This is a genomic window from Bifidobacterium sp. ESL0827, from assembly GCF_052606685.1.
The window spans coordinates 1,642,477-1,667,068 of record NZ_CP199597.1; the positions used below are offsets into that span (position 1 = coordinate 1,642,477).

Sequence of the window (24,592 nt, forward strand, 5' to 3'; positions counted from 1 at the left end):
GATACAGAGCATTCCTACGACTACTAAAATGGCATCTGCATCATCACCAACTACGCAAACTGCAATAAAAAATAAAATAAATTGAAGTCCACACTATTTGAGGGGAACAGGACGAGATGGCAAAATTATGTTGCAAGAAAGAAGAGGCATCGCTTCAAACGTAGTAAGATATATGCGCAGATATACGTGAAAGGTCTGATTCAGGTATGCAACACGAGTATAACATCTATGGTGATGAAAGCTGCCACCTTGAGCACGATGTTTCAAATGCCATGGCAATCGGCGCCGTGTCGATTCCAAAATCCAAGCGTATCCAAGCGTGTAGGGATATCATAGAAATTAAAGGAAAGTACGGAGTCAGGGCTCACAATGAAATCAAGTGGGTCAAAGCTCGCCATAAACTGCTTCCTTTATACAAGGATCTTATAGACTACTTCTTCGAATCACGTTATATCCAGTTCAGAGTTCTAGTCGTACCTGATAAATCGCTTCTGAATCATGCAAAGTGGAACCAAACACACAATGAGTGGTACTACAAGATGTACTTCGAAATGTTAAAAGTCCTTTTAACGCCCAACAACAAGTACAATATCTACCTAGACATAAAGGATACCCACTCCGATTATCGAGTAAAGCAACTTGGGTCAGTATGCGCTAATAATATGCATGATTTCACGAGAGATCATATCAAAAAAATTCAGCCCATACGTTCTGACGAGTCACAACTCATGCAGCTAACAGACATACTTATTGGAGCGGTATGCAGGCAGAACCGCGACTTGGACAAATCTTCTATGTCACCAGCTAAGAGAGAACTTATAGATTACATCATCAAACGATCCAGAAATCCCCTAACTAAGACCACAAGCGCAGAAGAGAAGAAATTCAACGTCTTTATTTGGAGGGCGGTATGAAACCCCACTGGCTGCCTCAGATTGTCGCTTGGAAACAGACGCTAGGTGAACTTTGGAAAGATTATGTTTGTAGATTGTACAGGGTTTTTCGGAGTGATTTTGTTCTGAGCCCTCCTTACTATCTCAAACAAAAAGTCAAAATTAAAAGGATGCCGCGTCAAGGCATCTACCCCTATACCTTTGTGCATTTAATCACCAAAGATTTAAAAGACAAAGGCGGAAGATTGCCTGATCCACGAAGAGCGGAAAGGATTAAATGGCCCAAAGCCATTATAGATAACTATTCCAGTTGCATTACATGCAATTACCGCTCGTGCAGTAAACCATGGGTTTGGGAAACGAAGCGGAACAGCCACATCCGTATCAAGTTTTACCTATCAGACCAAAAATATCTGGTTGTCCTTGAAAAACGAAAAGATTATTACTTATTGATTACAGCGTATTGCGTAACCTATACCTCTCGTTGGGCACAACTGGAACAGGAATACAACAATCCTGTTTTTAGTAAAAAAATATTATAAAAAATGAGGCTGCAAACGATTTATTGTTTGCAGCCCCCAAGGACCGCAAACAATAAATTGCCACGACCCCGAAGACTCCTTCTACCAGAAGAATCATGTAGATGAGTAATTAAAGTATAACACACAAATCGTGTATTGCATAAAACAATCCAAGTTAACTGCCACAGATAGTCTTAACCCGGCCGATGCCGATGCAACCAGCGGTGAGCACTCCCAGCGCATAGGGTTATCAAGTTCGCGTGAAGCAGGCACCAGGTGGGTTCAACGTTGTAGATGAAGGTTCCCAGCAATGGCAGGAAACCTGGACGCACCCATTTGAGGATCTGGTAGAAGCAGTCGGTCAGCCAACAGGACTTATCATTATCATCAGGATAATACCGGGCATTTAATACGTCTCCTCCTTAATAGGTGAGAGTCTCATTAGCCTAGATCAGTCTCAAGTTGCCGGACCGGCAACTACGAAACTAGCTTTGCGGGATGTCGAGCCAGTCAGCTACCCCGAAGAGCTTGTCGCCGCGCCGTACAATCACATTCCACTTCTCCGGCATGACCGGTGTCAAGCCACAGGGCAGAGTGTAGCTCGCGGCTGAAATGTCAGCAGCCTTTCCAATCCTGTACGACTGCGATGCACCTCGACATCTGGCATGCATTGTCGCTGTGGTCATCCAGGCACCGATGTGTACCCTATCGTGCACCCATCTAGTCCGTAAGGTGTCGAATACTGGAGAAAATCTCACTCAGTCGGGCCCAATTCTGACCACTTTAAAAAATTGGAATACCAAAGCAAAACGGGATAATATTGACAGTTATCATGGAGCGGGCGACGGGAATCGAACCCGCGTAATCAGTTTGGAAGACTGAGGCTCTACCATTGAGCTACGCCCGCAAAGCCGTTGGCTCGGTAAAGAGCATAGCACATGGGCCAGCCGGAACATGCAGCAAATTGGTCATCGCATGGTTTAACTCAACAACAAACCTATGCAGACACTACCGGGCAGTACCCCCTCGGCGGCCTGAAAACCTACGCTGATTATCCCCCCCCTCCGCACACGCCGGTTCTTGTAAAGGCTACTATCTGCTAACCGCTCGATTTGATCGCCCAATCCGACGACATTAACAACCAGCACCCTTTCTGCCTGCAGGAGTCCTGCCCACAGCTAAGGTGAAAAATATCGGCGTGGCTATGGTGATCGGGCTTCTTGCCATGAGTATTATGGCAGCAAACCGCAGCCGCAGGAACTCCATGACAGCGGCCACTAACACTTCGTACGAGTAAGCGGCCGGACGACTCCCCAAAGACAAGTCCGGCCATTCGGGTGGCCCAGCAATAATCCCAAGTAAAACCTGGGCCACCCATCTACTTTTTTATACCTTTTCATGAACTGGATCCAACCACGGTCAGGCTGCAAGGGCCGCCTGCCCCTCAAGCAGCATTGAAGCAACCCGATGTGCGCGCTTTTTAATGCTCCTTTGCCGGATGCAACCCGTGTGCCCATGAGGGACTTTCTACACTTACGACATCAAGCAAGACAAGGGATGATCATAGCCAAGCCTGACCTACCCAGGACATTTCATCTACGCTCCCATAGAGGAAGCGATCGCCCGAATACGGGCAGCTGATGAGCATCCACCCCGTAACAAAAGGAGGATAAGGCACAAAGCACCATGGCAAAAAGGGAGGTAAGCCGTTTGGCCCACCTCCCCGATCAGTGCAGTGATCGAGCTCTCACTGATTTCCCATCTCCCACTGCAGAGAATAGGAAACCGACCAACTCACACTGCACTCAGCCCCTGTCGTAGTAGCCGTCGGCACCCAGGCGGGCCTGGGGATCCAGCAGCATGGCCTTCTCGATCTCATGGCCCACATACCCGTGGCCGTCCTCATGGAAGCGGCGGTTGTCGATGGGCTCGTAGAGTGGGGCCCGACCCATGCGGCCCTCCTCCAGACGACGCTGGCCAGCGGCCAGACGGTCGTTGGCCCAGCGGCGCCACTCATCCAGGGCCTCCTGGCCGGAAGTCTTGAGCACGGCTGCTTCGAAGGCTCCAGGGCTGACGATGACCCCGATTCCGGAGACATGGCCGAAGCCCAGGGAGGTGACTAGCCCGGCCTTGACCCTGCCCACCTTCAGAGGCTGCTCCAGCCAGACCAGATGGTCGTCACGCCTCAGGACCGGATCCACGCAATCCAGGGAGGCGTTGGCCGGGATGACCCCGGACCGGAAGAGCTGGGTGAGCCCGTTGATCTGGAAGATGCAGGCGCCGCCCTTGGCATGGCCGGTCAGGCTCTTCTGGGAGATGACATAGAGCGGGTTGCCGTCCGTCCGCCCGATGGCGTGGGCCAGGGTGTTATGCAGCTCGGACTCGTTGGGGTCGTTGGCGTTGGTGGAGGTGTCATGCTTGGAGACCACGGCGATGTCGTCGGGACCCACACCCAGCCTGGCCAGCGAGCGCACCAGGTCCGAGTCCTTGCCACCCATGCCGGCGGCCAGAGCCCCCAGCCCGGGTGCAGGGATGGAGGTGTGGGCGCCGTCCGCGAAGGAGTGGATGTACCCGACCACGCCAGCCACAGGCAGACCCATGCGCAGGGCGATGTCGCCGCGGGTCAGCAGTATGGTCCCGCCGCCCTGGGACTCCAGGAAGCCGCCGCGACGACGGTCGTTGGCCCGGGAGAAGAACCTGGGCTGAATGCCCTTGGCGTACATCTCGGCGGAATCGGCGGTGGCGTTCATGTTGCCGAAGCCGATGACCGACTCCACGCCGATGTCGTCAATGGCGCCCGTGACCACGAAGTCCGCCTTGCCCAGGGCGATCTTGTCGGCGCCCTCCTCAAGGGAGACCGCAGCCGTGGCGCAGGCCGAGACCGGTTGGACCATGTTGCCGTATCCGCCGATGTAGGACTGCATGACGTGCGCAGCCACCACGTTGGGCAGAGCCTCCTGGAGGATGTCCGTGGGGATCTCCTTGCCTAGGAAGCGGTCCAGGTAGAGCTTGCGCATGGAGGCCATGCCGCCGAAGCCGGTCCCCTGGGTGGAGGCCACCTTGGAGGGATGGACAGCCTGGAGAATCTCCACCGGGGTGAATCCTGCCGACAGGTAGGCGTCCACCGTAGTCACGATGTTCCAGAGGGCAATCTGATCCACGTCCCCGACCATGGAGGCGGGAATGCCCCACTTGACCGGGTCAAAGCCCTTGGGGAACTGGCCGCCCACGGTCCTGGACATGGTGGCCCGACGCGGCACGCGGATGCGGGAGCCGGGCAGACGGGTGACGGTCCACTCGCCGGACTGCTCGTCGCGGGCGATGCTGGTGTGGTCCGAATCCTGGGCCACGTACTCTTCGGCCATGTCTTTGGTGGGCACCGAGAAGGCCACGTCGTGATCCAGGAAGACATCCACCTCCTCCTCGTTGGTGCCCTGACGGTAGTCGGAGCCCATGCCGTCGTCGAAGGGACGGATGCCGGAGCGGGCCACCACCTGGTCGTGGTAGCGCTCGGCGATGTCCTGCTCGGGGACCAGCTCGCCGTCGGTGTCGTACCAGCCCGGCTTGGGGCTGTCCTGCCACTCGACCAGACCCATGTTCCAGGCCAGTTCGAGGACGGCAGCGGCGCTCAGGTCGACCTGACCATCCGAGTGGATGCCCATCTCGGCCTCGAAGCGGGTGCGACCGGAGCCCCAGGGACCCATCTCACCGATGGAGACGATGACGATCTGATCCTCGGGTCTGGCCGTCACGCCCTGCCAATCCTGCATATCCACCGGGGCCTGGGCAGGCACCCGGGGTGTGGGCAGGGCCTTGATGACCCGGCCCGAATCCTTATCGGCATTTGCGGGCACATCCCCGGACTTTCCAGCTGGTGCCGGTGTCGACGAATCGCCGTCCTGGGCAGCCTCGGCCTTCAGGGCCTTGAGGTCCAGCGGGCTGGAGCCCAGACCGCCGGTCAGGTCGGCCTTAAGCGGGGCTTGAAGAGCCTGCTGACGAGCCTGAACAGTGCACAGCTTCAGCAGTGAATCAGCCATCTGCTCGGTGGAGTAGGTGCGGATGCCATGGCGCTCCACCACCTTGACCAGCGGATCGTTGCCGCTCATGAGTCCGGTGCCCCGGACCCAGCCGATCAGCGGATGGGCGAAGGTGACCCGGCCGGACCAGTCCTGCTCGGGGCGGGACCGGTTGACGATGGCATCCAAGGCGGCCTTGACCTCCCCGTAGGCTCCGTCGCCGCCGAACATGCCGCGGTTGGGCGAGCCAGGCAGGACCACATGCAGACGATGGTCGACATCGGTATCCGCCCCGATGCCGGCGAACCCGGCGATCTGGCGTTCCAGGCTCCAGAGCATGAGTCGGGCCTGGGACTCGAAGAGCCGGCCCGAGTCGGCCATGGTCCCGTGCATGGCGGGTGCTGCGAAGGGCAGCAGCAGTGTGGGCTCGTAGGCGGGCTTGAGCACGGTGGTCGTGGCCCCCGTGGTCTTGCGCTGCTCATTGCCCACCCAGTCGACCAGGGCATCCACATCCCGGTAGCTGGACAGGTTGGCGGGCACGATCCAGAGACGGGCGCCGCCCACGGCATGGCGACGGTAGAGGTCACGGGCCCAGATGACGGTCTGCGGCTTCAGGGAGTGGCAGACGGCGATGACCGTCGCACCGCCTTCCAGCAGGCCGGCAGTCAGAGATCCCGCGATGGACTTGGGGGCCACGCCGGTGACCACCGCCACGTCCTTGGCGAATCGTGCTGCGGTCTGGTCTGAGTCGGCAGGGGTCATAGCCTGGTCGGCGATGCCGCTGAAGACCCGGGCCAGATCCTGCTCGCCGCGTTTGCCCGCCTGCTTGGCATACCAGACGGCCTGATCGTGCACCTCGCGTCCGGCTCCTAGGAAGCTCAGGCGGCTACGGTCATCATCATGCTCGTGGTAGATGTGAGCCAGATCCTCTCGGGCGCTGGCCCAGCGGTCGTCGAAGAGGACGGCGCGTGAGGCCTCGAACCGTGGCGCCACCTGCTCGGGCCAGTCGCTGCCCAGCTCGGCATTGACGGCAGCCACAACGGCTGCATCTTCATTCTCGCCAGGCTGGACGGTCGGAGGCTTAAGCCCCAGCTTGTCCAAGAGGAAGCGGGCGGTGGATGCCAGCACACCCTCAGAGCCGGTCACCTGGGCTGCGAAGGCATCCAGGGCGGCGGAGTCGACCACGGCACCGCCAGCAGCACCGCCTGCAGAAGGCATGGAGACCGTGACGCCGTGACGCTTGGCCACCTGCTGAACAGCCTGGTCGATCAGCGCATTGGCCGCAGGCACTGTGGAGACGGCTTCGGTGGGCAGGAGCGCCAGGTCGCCGCCACGCGAGGAGGTACCCTCACGGGTGTCCAGGACCAGGCTGGCCACGGTGGCCGAAACCCAGCCCACACCCAGCTGCCAGACGTCGGAGACCCGCTGTTCAACCTGTTGCAGCTTGAGGCCGGAGGGGCCGAAGAGGTCGCGGATGCGCTCACGCACAATGTCGGAGAGCACCGGGCCGAAGGGCCGATAGTTGGGGGCCACCTTGTTCACCAGGGCGCTCAGGTCGGTCATGCTGGCCTCGGCGGCACCGTCCACGCTGGCCACACCCAGCTCCGAGCTGATGTCCATCAGCAGCTGGTTGCGCCTGGAGGAGACGCCGTTGGTCAGGGTGTCGGTGGTGTCGGTCTGTCCAATCTGTTCGGGGCGGATCTTGGTGGAGTAGGCCAGCAGAACGGCGATGGCATCCGAGGCCTTGAAAGGCAGGTCGGCCACATCGGCACCTGATGGGCCACCGGCGGTCGGGGCCGGAGCAGGAGCCGAATCCTCGGCTGTTGCAGGGGCTGAGGCAGGGACCGGAGCAGGAGCCTCAGGTGCGGAAGCAGCAGTCTGAGCAGAATCAGTGCTGGATTCCTGGACCGGGGCTGCGGGCTCCTCCTTCACCGGGGCCATGGGATCGGTGTCGGTCAGATAGACCCGGCTCTCGTCCCTGCCCAGGTTGTAGACGCTTACGTGACGCTCGCGGAAGTCGGGCAGCTTCAGGGTCTTGGTGCCCAGATTGGCCAGGGTGGGCGAATGGCCCAGCCCTACCTCGATCAGCTGCTCCACGCCCAGGCCGCCCTGCTCGGGGGCATCGAACATGATCGCCTGGGTCTCGATCCAACGCACCGGGGAGGCGAACTGCCAGGAGAGCAGCTCGGTCAGCAGCAGACGGCCCAGCTTCTGGTCGTCGGCCGCATACTGGTCCCAGACCTGGGGATCGTCCAGAGCCTGCTTGATGCGCTCGGAGGGAACCACCTCCAGGATGGAGGCCGCGAACTCCTTGGTCATCTGGAAGGGCCGTGCAACCAGGTTGGGTATGTAGCGACCCTCCAGGCGGGAGTAGTCGATATGCTCGGGCAGCAGGGCGTCCAGGGTGTCGCGGAACTCGGGCACCCCCTTGCGCAGCAGGGTGGAGTGGAAGGGCACGTCGATGCCGGGCACGTACATGAAGGCCGGCTTGCCGCCCGCTTCCTTGGCCCGACGGTTGGCGTCGGCACGCAGATACTCCAGGCCTGCGATGGTCCCGGCTATGGCGTACTGCTGGCCGGCCAGGTTGTAGTTGACGATCTCCAGGAATTCGCCGCACTCCTTGGATACGGACTCCACATACTGCTTGACACCGGAGTCGCCCACGCCGAACTGGTTGGGACGCAGGGCGCCCATCCGGTAGTTGCTGCGCCCCTGCTCGTCCCGTTCGATCAGGGAATGCATGGTGGACCCGCGGTGGAAGACCAGCTCCAGAACCGTCTCCAGGGACATGACCCCGGCGAAGGAGCTCAGGGCGTTGTACTCGCCCAGGGAGTGGCCGGCGAAGTAGGCGGGCCAGATGTCCATGCCGGACTCGCGCAGGCGGGCGGTCTGGGCGAAGGCCACGGTGGCCAAGGCCACCTGGGTGAACTGGGTCAGGTTGAGCAGACCCTCCGGATGGTGGTAGGTGACCCCCTTGGCCGTCAGGGTGTGCGGATTATCACGCACCACGGCCAGGATAGAGAACCCCAGCTTGCTGCGGGTCAGGGCATCGGCCCGTTCCCAAGTCTCGCGGGCGGCGGGCGACTTGGCCCGCTCGTCCAGAACCATGCCCTGCTGCTGGATTCCCTGGCCTGGGTAGACGTAGGCGGTCCGTGGGGCGCGCGCAATCGCCGTGCCGCGGGAGACCAACTGGCCGTCGATCCTGCAGGTGACCTCCAGGACCAGGCCGCCATGGCGGACCTTGCCCACACGCTCTAGGCTGATCTCCACCTTATCGCCCAGCTGGACCATGCCGTACATGTTGTAGGTCCATCCGGCGATCTCGTAGTGGACGCCCTGCTCGTCAGTGGCCTGGGCCGCGTACTGGGCGGTGGCCGACAGCCACATGCCGTGCACCAGCGGCGCAGACAGTCCGGAGACTGCAGCACCCCGCTTGGAGGTGTGGATGGGATTGAAGTCCCCAGAGGTGCGTGCAAAGGCGGTCATGTCCTTGGGGGCGGTGACGGTGACGCGGCGCAGCAGCCTGCGGGGTGTGTCCACCGTGTCGGCGCGGATGCCGCCGTACTCGGGAGCCTCCTGGGGCAGCTGGTCGCTGTAGGCGCGGCCACGGATGGCGAAACGCTCGACCTCGCGGGCCAGCACGGTCCCGTCCTGGGCGGCGTGAACCACATGGATGGTCACCACCCGCCCGGAGGAAGATTCCTGATAGGGCTCGGCCCAGCTGGTCAGCTCAATCCGCTGGCCGGTGTGTTCCAGCAGGCGCTTCTCGCTGACCTCCAGCTCGATCAGGTGGTCCAGATGGACCGCATTGAGCAGTCCCTCGATGATGGGGAAGCCATTCACATAGACGGATCCCAGGGCTGCGTAGATGGCCGGCCAGGCCGGACCCACCAGGGCGTCCGGGGCGAAGCCGGAGGGAATCAGCGAATCGGGTAGGGCGCCTCCGGTGGCCGCCTCATGGTCGAAGCCCAGGTTGGCTGCCAGGGTGTAGCCGCTGTGGGCCAGGCCGAAGGGATGCTCAGGGTCGTGATCGTCCTTCTCTATGACAGGCATGGCCTCCAGCTTGTCGCCGGTGACGGAGGTGTTGCCGATGCCGGCTGTATCGGCCAGCAGGGCGTAGACGTCCTTGGGCAGTCGGCTGCGGTCGACCACCGGGAAGAGGCCGACCTGGTCGCTCTTGAGGGTCAGCGGCACGACGATGTCGCGCACCGCATGCCGGTCCAGGCCGCCGTCGGGGTCGTCGTCCCAGTAGGTGTCCAGATGGATGTCCAGGTCGTAGTGCTCGCCCTGGTCGTCCTGGCCGGTGGCGGTGATGGCGTAGTTTGGGTCGTCCATGGCCGTCCCGTATGCCGGATTGGCCATCAAGTGGCCCACCCAGGAGATGTTGGGGCTGCGGCGGATGAACTCCTGCGCGTCAGCGGCGCCTGCCAGCTGGCTGTATGCCTTGACAGACCCGTTGCTCAGGTCTCGCACCCGGTCTATGGCCGCCTGTTCGAACCGTCCCAGAATGGAGGCCACCGGCTCGTCCACCGTGGTGATGCCCGCCACGGAGATGGGTCCGGGGATGGCCCTGACCGAGTCGGCACCGTAGCGGGGATCCTCGGACTGCCAGAGCTGATCCTGACCCCACCAGCGCAGCAGATCGTTGTCCATGACCGGCACGAAGGGCATGGGCTTGGGGTACTCGCGCACCAGGACGGGGAACCAGGCCACGTCGGTAGGCACCACCTTGAGCTCGGCTGCCTGGGGATAGGCCTCGTGCAGCCGTCGAAGCGCCTGCTCGGGCTCGGCCACATCCTGCCTGGAGGCGAAAATGGAGTCGAACTCGCCGCTCTGACGCTCGCAGACACGGGCCTCAATGCGCCGTAGCAGGTGCAGGAAGCGGTCGATGTAGGTGTCATCGGCCCAGGGGTAGGCCAGGTCAGCGAAGCGCTGGGCCCAGTCCTGGTAGGTCATGGTCTCCAGATCGCCGAAGTAGGGCTTGGCAGTCTTGTTCAGGGCCTCGATGATCTCCCCGCGGCGGGTCTCCAGCTCCTCCGGATGCTTCATGACCCGGACCAGCAGACGGCCGCACTCGGCGGAGGAGTTCTCCATCTCGTAGATGTCGGCGTGCAGATGGCTCAGGCCGGAGCCCACGCCTCCCACGGACTTGCCGCTGGGCACCCACTTCTCGCCCATGGGGGCGAAGGGGTCCGGATCGGGGGTGGAGGTGTCGATGCCGGGGGTGGCCACCAGAGCCCGCTTGATCTCGGGATTGGTGTGGGCCTCCTTTGCAGTCATGGCAGCCGTGCCGATCATGACACCGTCCACGGGCATGTCCGGCAGGTGGTAGGCACGGGACCACTGACCACTGATGTAGTCGGCCGCCCGCTCAGGGGTGCCGATGCCGCCGCCAGCCACGAGCACGATGTTGGGGCAGGCACGAACCTCGGCATAGGTGGTCGAGAGCAGGTCGTCCAGGGACTCCCAGGAGTGGTGGCCTCCTGCGGCCCCGCCCTCGACCTCCATCAAAATGTGGGTGGGTGCGACCTTGCGGGCGATGGCCACGACCTGACGGATCTGGTCCACCGTACCGGGCTTGAAGGCCACGTAGGGGAAGCCTTCCTCGTTGAGCTGACGGATCAGGGTCACGGCCTCGTCCAGCTCGGGGATGCCGGCAGAAATGACCACACCGTCGATGGGGGTGCCGGAGGCGCGCTTCTTGGGCACGATGTGCTGGCTGCCGAACTGGAGGTTCCACAGGTAGCGGTCCATGAACATGGCGTTGAACTCGACCGTGCGGCCCTCCTGCAGCTGGTCCTCCAGCTGGGACACATGGCGGTCGAAGACTTCGGCGGTCACCTGGCCACCACCCGCCAGCTCGGCCCAGTAGCCGGCGTTGGCGGCCGCAGCCACGATCTCGGGCTCCACGGTGGTCGGGGTCATGCCGGCCAGCATGACCGGGGGCTTGCCGGTCAACCTGCTGAAGGCCGTCTCCACCCGGGGACCGGCCGGTGTCTCAAGCAGACGGGGAGCCAGCTTGGACCAGTCCTGGGTCCTGCCCGGATCCTCTTCCATGGTGGACAGCTGCGCACGCCGGGCCTGATTGGAGGCCTCGACCACGCCCACGCCGGTGCCCTGGACCAGGTTGTCCACCAGCTTGCCCAGGGTCTCGCCCGGGCCCAGATCCACCAGCCAGAGGGAGGCGGCATCCTGCTGGTCCATGACCTCGGCGATCCGGCCGGCCCAGTCGGCATGGTTGAGCAGGACCTCCTGAGCCAGAACCCTGGCACGCCCGGTGTCCAGACCGCAGCGGGAGGCCCAGTCCACGCTCAAATCCACGGCCTCTTTCATGAGCGGCGAGTGGAAGGGCAGGGTCACATCCAGGTACTCGAGAACCGGTGAGAAGGCGGTTCCGCCACGGACCTTGTCCTCGCGCAGTTGGCGCTGGTGCTCGCTCTCCTTGCTCGCTTCGATGGCAAAGGCGGCCAGATCCTCCGGATAGCCGGACAGGACCAGGTTGCGATCCGAGTTGGTCACGGCCACACTGATGGGGCCGCGAGCGCCAGGAACCCGGTCAACCAGAACCTCCACCTGATGGCGGGTGGCACCGCGCACCGAAAGCATAGGGGTGGCCTCACCCTGGCGATGGATGCCCAGACGACGAGCCTGGCGTGTGCCGGCCGCACCGATCAGCATTGCGGTGGCCAGAATCTGATCGATAGCGCCTTGGGCGGCCTTCAGGGACCCTGCAGCCTGAATCTCCTGAACCATGTGAACGCCGATGATGCCCTGAGAGTGCCCCAGCAGGGCCACCGGACGGGCCTGGGCCGCGTCGTAGCCCAGCTGGTCCATATCCATGAGGGCGCCCAGCTGCACCAGGGCGATGCCGGGCACGCTGACCGCCGCGTCTGCAGCCGGCCCCAGCCTGACCGGGTCAGGCCTGTAGCCGAACAGGTCCAGCTGACGGCCATTGGTGGCCAGCAGGTCGGGCTTGACCGCCCTGAGCAGGTCGGTGGCCGCCGCCATCCGCTCCCTCAGGGCCTTGTCGATGTCAGGATCGCCCTGCAGATCGGCCAGGGCCACGGTCCAGGGGTTGGACTGGCCGGCGAACATGAGCGCGTGCGGCTGCTCAGCGAGACGGTTGATGAAGAATGTACTGGTCATGATGTCCTATTCATAGAGAGTTGGGGATTGCTGATAATGACGAGGGGAAATTCATAGAGGCTGGTTGCCATGGTGCTTGTCGTTGACCCTGACGCGTTGCTTGTCCGCCAGGAGGTCCATGGCCTGGACCAGGACCGGTCTGGTCTGCTCGGGGTCGATCATGGCGTCCAGCTCGCCCATCTCCAGGGAGAGATTGGCGTTGACGGTGCTGGTTTCGTACTCCTGGGCCAGTTTGTTTCGCAGCTCATCCACGTCCCGGCCGGCCTCCTTGGCCTCCTGCAGGTCGCGCCGGTGGATGATGTTGACCGCACCCTGGGCTCCCAGCACGGCTATCTGCGAAGAGGGCCAGGCATAGTTGAGGTCCGCGCCGATGGCCTTGGAGCCCATGACGATGTAGGAGCCGCCGAAGGCCTTGCGCAGCACAATGGTGACCATGGGCACCTGGGCGTTGGCATAGGCGTATATGACCTTAGCCCCCCGGCGGATGATGCCGGCGTGCTCCTGGTCCGAGCCAGGCTTATAGCCAGGGGTGTCCACCAGGGTGATGACCGGCAGGTTGAAGGCATCGCAAAGACGAACGAAGCGGGCCAGTTTCTCGGAGGATTCCACATCCAGGCTGCCCGCGTCCACCATGGGCTGGTTGGCCACGATCCCCACCGGCCGGCCCTCCAGGCAGGCGAAGCCCACCACGATGGACCGTGCGTAGAGTTCCTGGACCTGAACCAGCTCGCCGTAGTCGACGATGGCGTGGATGACGTCCAGCACGTCGTAGGGCTGCCGGTCGTTCTCGGGGATGACCGTGACCAGGCGTTTGGCGGCCTGGCGCTCGGCATGGCCGGAGATGAAGGCGTACCGGGGAGGCTCCTGTCCGCTGTTGGCAGGCAGGTAGGCCAGCACGGTCCTGGCGTAGTCGATGGCGTCGGCCTCGTCCTCACCCAGGTAGTGGGCCACACCGGAACGGGTGTTGTGCACGTAGCCGCCGCCCAGCTGGTCCATGCTGATGGTCTCGCCGGTGGCCGCCTTGACGACATCAGGACCAGTGACGAACATGTCGGAGTTCTCCTTGGTCATGATGATCAGGTCTGTCAGGGCCGGACAGTAGACGGCACCGCCTGCGCAGGGCCCCAGGATCAGGGAAATCTGCGGGACAAAGCCGCTGGCCTGGCAGGTCTTGCGGAAGATGCGTCCGTACTGGGTCAGGGCAGCCACACCCTCCTGGATACGGGCGCCGCCCGAGTCGATCATGGCCACGATGGGGACCTTGATCCGCAGGGCCATGTCCATGAGCCGGCAGATCTTCTCGCCCTCGGCCCGGCCCAGGGTGCCGCCCCTAACGGAGAAGTCCTGGGCGTAGACGCCGACCTTGCGCCCGTAGACCAGACCGAAGCCGGTGATGACCGCAGAGCCCGCCCGGTCCCCGGCGATGTCGCCGCCGGCGAAGCGTCCCACCTCCTCGAAGGTGTCCTTGTCGAAGAGCAGATCCAGACGCTCCCGGGCGGTCTGCTTGCCCTTGGCATGCTGACGGTCGCGGGCGTGCTCCTCGGCCTGTTTGGCCAGGGCAGCAGCCCGGTGGATGCCCTGGCGCACCGGCTGGGAGCCCAAGGTGGATTCGCTGACGCTCATGCCTGCTCCTCCCCGCCCAGATCCAGGGTGACCAGGGTCTGGCCCGGATCCACCCCTTGTGCCACGGACACATCGATGGTCTTCACACGCCCCTTGGCCGGGGCATAGACGTAGTTCTCCATCTTCATGGACTCCAGAACCACCAGCAGGTCGCCCTTGTCCACCTCCTGGTCGGGGGCCACGTTGATGCGGGTGACCACCGCTTGCATGGTGGCTACGATGATGCCGGACCGGGCCGCATCCTGCCGGGGGGTGCCAGGCTCCTGATCCCGCAACCCGCGTCCACGCAAGGGCTGCCGGGGCCGGGAAATGCCGCCATGGCCGCCGACGCCGCCCATGCCGCCCAGCAGTGACTGGGGCAGAGCCAACCTGACCCGCTTGTCGTCGATCTCCACGTTGTAGGTCTCCATGGGATCGCTGTCCCGGTCCTGTTCCTGGGCGGAGGCACCGGAGACCGAGGCGGGCTGGCCACTGCCGTTGGAGGCAGGCTCCACATTCAGGTAGACCCGTTCCAGCCATTTGGTAGACACGTCGAAGGAGTGCCCGTCCTCGGCAGTGAACTCGGGGTTGGTGAAGATCTTCTGGAAGAGGCCAGCCGGAGTAGGGACCCCACTGATGCTCATCTCGCGCAGGGCCCGGCGAACCCTGGCCACAGCGGCCGGGCGGTCCTGGGCGGTCACGATCAGCTTGCCCATCATGGAGTCGTCCCTGGGCGAGACCGTGTCGCCCACCTCGACGCCCGAGTCCACGCGGATACCGGGGCCGGAAGGCCACTGAATCGACTCGATGGTCCCTGAGCTGGGGGTCAGGTTGGTGGCAGGATCCTCGCTGGTGATGCGCAGCTCGAAGCTGTGGCCGCGAGGCGGGGGCGCCACGTTCAGGGAGCCGCCGTCGGCGATCCGGAGCTGCTCGCGGACCAGGTCAAGTCCGCAGACCTGCTCGCTGACCGTATGCTCCACCTGCAGCCGGGGGTTGACCTCCATGAAGTAGACGTCATCCCTGGGGGTGACCAGAAACTCGCAGGTGCCCAGGCCCACGTAGCCCACTGTGTCGAATAGGCGGCGGGAGAACCCCTCCAGCTGGGCGATCACATCGTCGGACAGGAAGGGAGCCGGGGCCTCCTCCACCAGCTTCTGGTTGCGGCGCTGAACCGAACAGTCCCTGGTGGAATAGACGGTGAACTGGCCGTGGCTGTCCCTGCCGGACTGGGTCTCCACATGTCGGGCGCGGTCCACGAACTTCTCGATGAAGTAGTCGCCCAGGTCGCCGCCCTGAAGAGCATCATGGTTCATGTAGAAGGTGCGCAGCTCGTCGCTGTCATTGATCAGGGTGATCCCCCGGCCGCCGCCGCCGTCAGCCTTCTTCATCATGACCGGATAGCCGTGCTCGTCGGCGAAGTCCAGCAGGGGGCGCATATCGGTGACGGGCTCGCTCAGGCCCGGCACCACAGGCACCCTGGCCCGCTCGGCCACCTTGCAGGCGGTGATCTTGTCGCCCAGCTCGTCCAGGACCTCTGGATCCGGCCCCACCCAGGTGATGCCCGCATCAAGCACCTTGCGGGCGAAGGAGGAAAACTCGGACAGGAAGCCGTATCCCGGGTGAAGGGCATCAGCGCCGGCCCGGCGGGCGATGGAGACGATCAGATCCTCGTTCAGGTAGGTCTCCATGTTGGTGTCCCCGGGCAAGAGGTAGGCCTCGTCCGCCATCTGGGCATAGGGGGCATCACGATCCTGGTCGGCATAGACCGCCACGGTAGCGATCCCCATCTCCTGGGCTGTGCGCACAACCCGCAGGGCTATCTCGCCGCGGTTGGCGATCAGCAGTTTTTTCATTCCCCTCTCCTCACTGGTTGCTCAAGGGTGATTGGACTGACGGAAAGCATGAACAGGGTGGGACTTTAGGCCCCCACAGCGGCCACTTCAGGCAGGACGCCAACGTCTGCCGTAGACACGTCAACCTGATCGCCATCCGACAACTGCACCCGCAGGGAGGCATCTGGATTGATCTCCAGAGCACGGCCCTCCACGGGCTCACCGGCCACGGGGACGACCCTGACCCGCTTGCCGAGCGTCCAGCTGAGCGCGGCAATCCGCGAGCGCAGCCCCTGGGGCCCGTTCAAGGACCTGTCCAACGACCCGTCAAGGCCAAGGGGGGCCATCTCCCCACTCAGGTGCCAGCTGATGGCGTCGACCAGGTCGTTGCGAAGAGACTGGTAGTCGGGCAGGTCCCAGTAATGGAGCTGCAGGGATGTGGACACCGCAATAGGCAGCGCCTCCCGGGGCAGGAACAGGTTGATGCCGATGCCGACAACCAAGGCCGACCAGTCCTGATCCACCCGGACCAGCTCGCAGAGAATGCCCCCCAGCTTGGCCCCGCGGCAAAACAGATCATTGGGCCATTTGAGAGTCAGGACCCTGTCAGGGTCGCCACCGTCAGCCAGCGGGCAACCGTGGTACCCAAGCACGTCCTGCAGGCCTTCCAGAGCAGCCAGCCCCGCCACCATGGGCATCCATCCACCAAAGGGTCCAGCCAGCAGTCCAGTGGGCAGCGGCAGGGCCCAGGTGGCCAGCAGGGAGCATCGGGCCTGATTGACCCAGGTTCGGGCAAGACGACCGCGGCACCGGGACTGCGCATCGGCAACCGCTACGCTCAGCGGCATGGTGCTCCCCCCGGCGCCCGGCCATCGCCGAATACCTTTACTTGCGACTCTTCCCTCGTACCGTGTAGTCGTAGAAACACCCTGACGGGCGTTTTTTCGAGGCGTATCTTCGGCTTTTCCCCTTGTGCCAGAGGCCAGTCCCTTCACGGTCTCCGTGCTCGTTGTCGATTCACCGCCCCCAAACAGCCGCTCGACCCGGTCGCGCGCATCCGAATACGTCGAGGCTTCCAGAGCATGAGCCACGAGCGTATTGGTCGAATCGACGGTGTCAAGCACCACGATCGAGGAGAGTACGCCACTGTCCAGCGATGCCGATGGCTGCCACTTGATATTCTGATGAGGCACGCGTTCCACTATACGGCACAAGGGGTCAGCCCCGGTAGCAAACCACCCACAAAAGTGGCGGCCGGTTTTTGTATCTTTTCACAGGAGACCCTTGGATAGCTCAGAGCGCATCCTCGGATGGGCACTGGATAAAATAGGGAAACCGTACACCAGGCATGACCCGCGAAAGGGGTTCTTTTGAGCGCAGACAGCGGACGAGTGCAAGCGGGAGAGGCGGGCGAACAACCTGTGCAGATATCTGCCTTGCAGACCGGGAGACCTGGGTCTCGTGCATCCCGGACCGTCGGCCTGGTCCTGGCCTTGCTGGCCTGCCTCTGGATTGCCTTCTGCACTGGACTGGGCCCCATCTACCGGCAGCAGGGTTCGCTGACACAGGTGGGTCTGCCCCAGGTGCTGATCATGCTGGGAACCCTGTCCATCTGCCTGGCACTGGTTTTGGTCTGCCGCCGGATTCTGCTGGGTTGCAGACCTCTCAGGATGCCGCAGCGGCTGACGGCCCTGGCACAGCGCCCACGGATGCGTGCCTACGCGGCCTTCATCACCAGACAAACCAGCAGCTGGCGACCCATCATGCGTCTGCTTCTGGCGGGCTGGGCCTGGGCCTTTCTTACCCTGCTGGCCGCCTACGGGGCCGACCTGTATGCACAGGCCCAGGAATGCGCCAACTTCCTGGCTCAGCTGCAGGGCGATCAGCCCCCCTACGGCGGCAATGCCTTCACCCAGATGGACGTCTACCCCATCGGTCATTACCTGTGGCCGGGTCACCCGGCCTTCCTGACCGATCAGCACAACATAGTGCTGACCCTGCTTTACGGGATGACCATCATGGCCTCCAACCATCTGACCGGATCCTATGACGCAGGCATTGTGCTCCTAGCGGGGCTGCAGGTGATCTTCGCGGCCTTCTGCTGCGCCGTCACTGCCGACCGCTTCCTGCGTGGCAGCGAAACTGAACATGTCGGGGCCCTGGCCCGCACCCTGGTCATGCTCTTCTTCCTCTTCTCCCCCTTTGTAGTCTTCAGCACCTTCAGCCTGACCAAATCCCCACTCTTCGCTTTCGCCTTCGTCTGGTGGTTCGGCATCTGGCACCAGCTGGAGTCAGCGGACAAGAACTCGCCACTGTATGCCAACCAGGCGGCCCGACTGCGGCCTGCCCTCGCCTTGAGCACCCTGACCATGCTGATCAGCGCCAAGTATGGCCTTTACATCGTCCTGGCCCAGCTGGTCCTGGCCCTGATCATCCACCGTCGCCAGTGGGCCACCATCCTGATAGGTCTCCTGCTGCCCCTGGTCCTGTTCACAGGGGTGACCGGGGCCCTGTCGGCCACAGGGACGGTCATCAAGGGTGACCCCGTGGAGAGCCGCAGCATCCAGCTGCAGCAAATCGCCCGGGTGGCCCAGCGCAACCCTCAGGGGATTCCGGCCCAGGCGAGGGCCGACCTTGAGCCCATCATGGACCTGGACAATGCCGCCATCCAGTACACCCCCTGGGAGGCAGACCGGGTCAAGTCCTCGGGCAACCAGCCCAAACTGATCGTCTATCGATGGAGAACCGTCACGCCCGAGCAGCTGTCCCGGTTGAATCGGGCCTGGCTCCAGGTGGGACGACGCAACCCGATGATCTACCTGGATGCATTCATGGCCGAATCCTACGGGTACTTCGACCCCGGCGACCCTGCCTACGTGGCCATGTCCTACTACCTCAACAACGGCTACGTGCAGAACTCGGGCTCCTGGCTGGCGGCCTGGTGCCATGACTGGCGCAATGGGGTGACCGGATTCGTCAGAACCTGGGCAGACACCCCCCTGCTGGGCCTGGTGGCACGGGCCAACTTCTGGGTGGTGGCCGCCCTGCTGCTGATCGTCGCCCGCCTGGCAGCCGGCCACTGGCGCGAGGCCCTGTGCTGGTTCCCCCTCCTGCTGATCATGGGGGTCATGATCACAGCCCCAGCCAACAACTTCGAACGGCACATGCTGCCGGTGGACATGGCAGTGCCCTTCCTGATCCTGGACATGGTCCGGCAGAGCCGCCGTGCCCGCGCCGAAAACCTGATGGACCAGCCGACATGATCGGCAAGTCGAAGCGGTCCAGACCGAAGGACGATGAACCTGCCGAGGCGCGGCAAGCTCACCGGGCACCTACTGCCTCCGATGCCGCCATGGAGCAGATTCTCCTGAAGACGCTGGATCATCTGCAGGAGGCGTTGCCCTGGGCCAGGTCCGTGCCCGCTGATGGGCGCAGAACCTTGGAGGGGGCCATTCAAACGGCTCTGGACGACCTGCTGTCCCGACTTGATTCCCAGGGCACAGAAGACAGCGAAGTCCCCTCACCCGTACCAGCCGAGCTCTCCCGGAGCCTGGGTCCGCACAGAGCCATGGAGCTGACCCAGGTCATTCTGGACATGCTTGAGGAGGCTGGCCGGACCATGGGAGCCGAAGGGGAACGAGCCACACTGGTCTACACCCGCCAAGCCGCCACCGCAGCAGCCGAGCTCTACGCCGACCTGGCAGAGACGCGGAGCGGCCGCAAGGCAGTAACGGAGTCGAGGATCATTCGGCATCTGATCGAGAAAACGGCAGACACACGGACGGTGGATGATCTGGCCCGTTTAGGCTGGCCGACCGAATTCGACTGCTTCGCTGTCGTTGGCGAGGCCCGGGGCAACGATGACGGGCAGGGCATGGAGAACGCCCGCCAGCCCATACACACCACGGTAGTCCGTCAAAGTGGCAGGGCTCTGGTGGGCGAGAGCGAGGGGCTCATGGTGGTCCTGATCAATCCCGACCGGTCAGGCACCCCAGCCGACTTCTGCGCATCCATCCTGCGGTTCTTCACCGACGAATCAGCTGTCTGCCTGGGACCTCTCCGCCATGGAATCTCCGGTGCGGAAGACTCCATCCGAGCTGCCCTGAGCACGCATGCGGCGGCTCCAGCAGTGGCTGACCCCATCACTGCCGCCCTACCCAGACCACTGCACGCCGACGACCTGCTGCCCGAACGAGCTCTGAACGGGGACACGGACGCTGCCGACCAGCTCTATCAAGAGGTCTATGTGAGCCTGGCCGGACAGGACCCGGACGGGCCTCTGCCGACCACGCTGCTCACCTTTCTGCGCTCGGGCAACTCGCTGGAAGTCACCGCCAAGAAGCTAGGCATCCATCCCAACACCGTGCGCTACCGGCTGAGGCGCTGTGTGGAGGTGACTGGCTGGGATGCTATGGACCCGCGAGAATCCTTCGTCCTTCAGGCGGCCCTGATCATCGGCAGAATCCGCAGGTCGCACCCCGGCGCCGACTGATGACAAATTCGGGCGAAAACATGCAAAAGGGCGAGGGGCCGAAAGTCTACCGTCCTGGAAGTGTAAGGCTAACAGAATCAGAGCATTGCGATGCCTGAGAGAACGCTCTGTCCCATAGTGTTAACAGTGGATTTGACGATGTGCACTCGCTCCTTTCACAGGACATCCATCCGGAAAGATGACCTGTCCAATCATTGCCCCTGACCAAATCTTGCTAACGCAGACATCGAGCTGAACACGCGTCACGGAACTCTGCTAGCGAAAAGAAAGTCACTTATCTACTGCGCAGCAAGCATTCCTGCGCTTCTTTTGCTCTTTTGAATACATGATTGCTGCGCTAATACTCGTAACCTTTCAGACAAAACATCAAACATACCTAGTGATTAGCAAACAACGCATAGCAGCTCAATAAATTTGAATACCAAACAGGAAAAGCCTGCAAAGAAAACCAAAATTATCAATCCTGGCTGACTTTGCAGACTTCGCTATATAACGGCCTGATATTACTTGACCGACTTAATCAGACCCACCAGAACCGCACCTCCTAGCGCACATACTGTTGATGCAGGGAATATCGCCTGATATCCGAAAGCAGAAATTAATGTCGCTGAGAGAACTGGTCCGAGAACCTGACCACCTGTATTAGCCAAATTCAGAATACCTAAGTCCTTCGCAGCAGAATCTGGATTGGGAAGCACTTCAATGTTGAGCGCTTGATCAACTGCATTGTAGGTTCCCATTCCGATGCCACCTATGACACCGTAAGCAATCATCGTCCATGGATGGTTATCAAGGAAGGGGATAAAAGCGCCAACGGCTATGAAAAGAGAAGCGATGACAACAGGCAACTTACGTCGCTGAATCCGATCCGCGATAGGCCCGGCTACGGCTGACATGACGATTGCAGTCACCATCAAACACAGAGAGATCATCGACACAAGCCGAGATGTTTGGCTCGAATCCTGCTTCATATAATCAGTCAGAATGTAAAGCTGATAACCTGATATGGCGAAATTCGCTGAGACGATCAGGAATTTGCCGCACAAGGCCAAGTAGTAATCCCTGGCATGGTGCACAGGAAAGGAAAAATGGTCAATAACCATATGCATGTCGAACCTGGATTTAGGCATATCTAGACTAGACTGCTCACGCATCCCAAGGGCTCCAACCGGTCCGGCAATCAATGTCAGCAAAGCCATAACAATAAAGCCGGCAGTTACTTTATTAAGGAACTGTGCACCAATGATCTGCCCGCCATACAGCCCGATCGAGTATCCAAGGGCATATATGGATGTAATTACGCCTCTATTCCTTGGTGCTGTCATATCAGACAGAATGGCAATTGAAGGTGCAACGATGGCATTCAAGAACAGCTGATAGATGCACCAGGCAAGCACAAGTAAAACAACCGTATTAGCCATATTGACAACTATCAGCATCACAGCACAAGCAATGGAGCCAAAAACTATCCAAGGCGTTCGCCTGCCCCATCGACTCCGAGTCAAGTCTGAAAGAGCACCGAAGACAATATTGGCCAGAGCCGCCACAATCATTGCACTCGTCGAAAGAATGGCAATGACGCTTTCCTTGGAAGATGGAGCTATCACTGCTACTTTCGATGGCAGCAGCACAGCCTGCACACCAAGATAGGGTCCAATCCATAGGAAAGAAACCAAGGCAAGAGCCACTCCTACACGGTAGGGAGGTTTTGGCTGCTCCTCATCAGTGACAGTACCGCTCCAGGCTTTTTTAGTAACTGTGCTCATAGAGTTACCTCAGCATTAGCGCTATCTGGATCGCCCCAGTATAAAGAGGCTTCCAAGCGAATCAATCCATGAGGGGCATCAACTTTGCGTGTATGCGCATTCCAACGACCCAACGCAGTATAGTCAGTATCAACCAAGATCGTCTTGCCCGCATGAGCAGGTACTTGCACAGTCGAGAAGCCCAAAAGTTCACGCTCATCTGCACGGTCACCCTCGGTCTGACTACCGTAAATCTGGACAACACACCAGCCATCCCGGTCGCCGGTATTTTCCACTTCAACTTCGACGCATCCCGTCCCTGCAACCGTGTCAGCCGAACGGCTCGTGATTCTTGCTACCTGCCATGTTGTGTACGAGAGCCCATATCCCAAGGGGAACAATGCTTTCGACCCTTTATGCTGAATGAGACGCTGCCCATAGTAACGGTCATAGGTAATCTCTGTGGCATCAATATTCAAATCAGGCAAGTCATCTTCAGACGCCGGAATCGGATAGGGAAGGTGTCCTGAAGGATTCGCTTTACCAGTGATGATGTCTGCAATTCCGTGCCCGCCTTCCATACCGGAATACCACCCAAGCAGCAGACAAGGAATCTGATCCACCCAGTCCTCCATGAGTACAGCACCAGCGCTGACAACGACCACAACGGTCCTCGGGTTATACCTTGAAACCTGAGCTATAAGATTTACATCATCCTTATGAAGATGCAGATCACGTCTATCACCACCAGTGGTTCCAGTGCCAACGACACTGGCTCCGCTACCCATAGCTTTAAGAACCTCATCACGAATTTTTTCTTCATTCTCATCATGAGGCTCAGGATATAATGCCAACAAATCATCGCGGTCGGCTATAGAACCATCCACGAATTCCCCCTCATCGGCAGCAGTGTATCCCACCACAACCACTGCAGCATCTGCACCTGCTGCACAGGCAGCAACATCCTCATCAGAACCGCCAGAAAGGTAATCAATTTTCTCCTTGCCATAGGCGTCCTGCAGCCCCTGCAGGACTGTCACCACATAGGGTGCATGCACATCGGAAGAACCATGGTCTCCAGTGTTGGCGATATCTGCGAGTCTGCCAAAGACGGCGATCTTCCTCGTCTTTTGCGGAAGGAGCGGCAGAACCGTTTCACCTTCTACCTGATCATTTTTCAAGAGAACGACAGCTCTGTCTTCAACCTCGCGAGCCAGCTGTGTGTGTGGATCGGAGGCAAGGGTATTCTTAGGCTCATCACTCCAGCGCTGAGCATAGAATCTGAGCTGATTTTCCAATATGCGTACCCCTGAACGCCGGATATCGCCCCAAGAGAGCCTCCCCTCTCTCAAGGCCTGTTGCACTTTTTCATGTCGCTGCTGGGAGAAAGGTTCTTCTATATCAAGACCATGGGTGATTGACGCAATCGGATCGCGTAATCCCCAAATGAAATCCGAAACAGTCAGTCCTTTAAAGTTCCACTCGTCCCGAAGAACTTGGATTAGGTTGTAGCGGTTTTGGCCTCCCCATTCTCCATTTATGGAATTGTAGGAGCTCATGACCGCATAGATGCCATGTTGGGCAACATATTTGAAATGAGGTAGATACACTTCGTTGAAAGTCGCTTCGTCAACACTGACATCAACGCTGAAGCGCGCATTCTCCATTGAATTGCATGCAAAATGCTTCATGCAGGCCATAGCATTATGCTGTACGCCCTTGGCCAGAGCGGCCCCCATTCTGCCGAGAATGATTGGTTGATCGGAATAGGTCTCTTGCGCCCTACCCCATGCCGGATGCCTTGGGAGGTTGATACAGACTCCACCGTAAAAGTTGCCGCCTTCTTCACGAACTTCCTCGCCGATCGCTACCCCCACCCGTTCCTCAAGAGCCACATCCCAAGTGGCACCACGTGCCATAGATACTGGAAAGGCTGTGCCCTCCCCACGGACACAGCCGCGCGGACCATCAATGAATCGGATGCCTGGAATGCCTAATCGGTCATTTTGCCCGTGTACGTAAGGGCGGTAGTTATACCCATCCTTGATAAAACTGAGCATCCCTGGCCAGAATGGGGTATCCCCATCCAGCAGATCAAGACTCTCTTCCTCAGTCAGCTGAGCATAAAGCTTCTTTGCCTCATGTTCCGAATCAGCACCATCCTTGATACGCTCTACCGCTAATTCGAACGGTGTTTTCCTTGCAGTTTCGTCTTTCGTCTGCATCATGACCTCGTCTTCGAAATCGTAATTTTGTGATTGCCTATCATTAACTATGTAGTTAACAATAAGTGCTATCAATATATGATTGTCAGTGTTGTTTGTCAAATCAACTAATTATATAAG

The 24,592-nt window shown here is 60.6% G+C and carries 8 protein-coding genes, 1 tRNA gene and 2 pseudogenes; 3 read left to right on the forward strand and 8 right to left on the reverse strand.

Features of this window, described 5'->3' with window-relative positions:
• The first annotated feature begins 206 nt into the window (after nt 1–206).
• Nucleotides 207–914 (forward strand): DUF3800 domain-containing protein, encoded by a 708-nt coding sequence (locus tag ACUIAI_RS06665; RefSeq protein WP_445341925.1) that lies wholly within the window; start codon nt 207–209, stop codon nt 912–914.
• A 1,333-nt stretch (nt 915–2,247) separates the two neighbouring features.
• Here ACUIAI_RS06665 and ACUIAI_RS06670 read toward each other — a convergent pair.
• The 6 genes and pseudogenes from ACUIAI_RS06670 to ACUIAI_RS06695 form a co-directional block, all read right to left on the reverse strand.
• Nucleotides 2,248–2,321 (reverse strand) — tRNA-Gly (locus tag ACUIAI_RS06670).
• Nucleotides 2,322–3,219: 898 nt separating this feature from the next.
• Nucleotides 3,220–5,646 (reverse strand): annotated as a pseudogene (locus ACUIAI_RS06675) (beta-ketoacyl synthase N-terminal-like domain-containing protein); the annotation flags it as partial.
• A gap of 692 nt (nt 5,647–6,338) precedes the next feature.
• Nucleotides 6,339–12,576 (reverse strand): annotated as a pseudogene (locus ACUIAI_RS06680) (fatty acid synthase subunit beta domain-containing protein); the annotation flags it as partial.
• A gap of 51 nt (nt 12,577–12,627) precedes the next feature.
• Nucleotides 12,628–14,199, reverse strand: a complete 1,572-nt coding sequence (locus tag ACUIAI_RS06685; protein WP_445341926.1) for an acyl-CoA carboxylase subunit beta — start codon at nt 14,197–14,199, stop codon at nt 12,628–12,630.
• Nucleotides 14,196–16,031, reverse strand: a complete 1,836-nt coding sequence (locus tag ACUIAI_RS06690) for an acetyl/propionyl/methylcrotonyl-CoA carboxylase subunit alpha (RefSeq protein ID WP_445341927.1) — start codon at nt 16,029–16,031, stop codon at nt 14,196–14,198. The genes ACUIAI_RS06685 and ACUIAI_RS06690 overlap by 4 nt, the downstream gene beginning before the upstream one ends.
• A gap of 65 nt (nt 16,032–16,096) precedes the next feature.
• A complete protein-coding gene (locus tag ACUIAI_RS06695) occupies nt 16,097–17,203 on the reverse strand; it encodes a biotin--[acetyl-CoA-carboxylase] ligase (protein WP_445341928.1) in 1,107 nt (368 codons plus the stop codon).
• A gap of 177 nt (nt 17,204–17,380) precedes the next feature.
• Between ACUIAI_RS06695 and ACUIAI_RS06700 the strand changes: the two genes are divergently transcribed.
• Both ACUIAI_RS06700 and ACUIAI_RS06705 read left to right on the forward strand, forming a co-directional pair.
• The gene (locus tag ACUIAI_RS06700; protein ID WP_445341929.1) at nt 17,381–19,273 is read left to right on the forward strand and encodes a DUF6020 family protein; all 1,893 of its coding nucleotides are present in this window, start codon (nt 17,381–17,383) and stop codon (nt 19,271–19,273) included.
• On the forward strand, nt 19,270–20,502 hold the full coding sequence (locus tag ACUIAI_RS06705; protein WP_445341930.1) for a PucR family transcriptional regulator: 1,233 nt from the start codon (nt 19,270–19,272) through the stop codon (nt 20,500–20,502). Before ACUIAI_RS06700 ends, ACUIAI_RS06705 begins: the two co-directional genes overlap by 4 nt.
• Before the next feature lie 503 nt (nt 20,503–21,005).
• Here ACUIAI_RS06705 and ACUIAI_RS06710 read toward each other — a convergent pair.
• Nucleotides 21,006–22,268, reverse strand: coding sequence for an MFS transporter (locus tag ACUIAI_RS06710; RefSeq protein ID WP_445341931.1), 1,263 nt, complete (start codon nt 22,266–22,268; stop codon nt 21,006–21,008).
• Nucleotides 22,265–24,574, reverse strand: a complete 2,310-nt coding sequence (locus ACUIAI_RS06715; protein WP_445341932.1) for a glycoside hydrolase family 3 protein — start codon at nt 24,572–24,574, stop codon at nt 22,265–22,267. Before ACUIAI_RS06715 ends, ACUIAI_RS06710 begins: the two co-directional genes overlap by 4 nt.
• Nucleotides 24,575–24,592 lie beyond the last annotated feature (18 nt).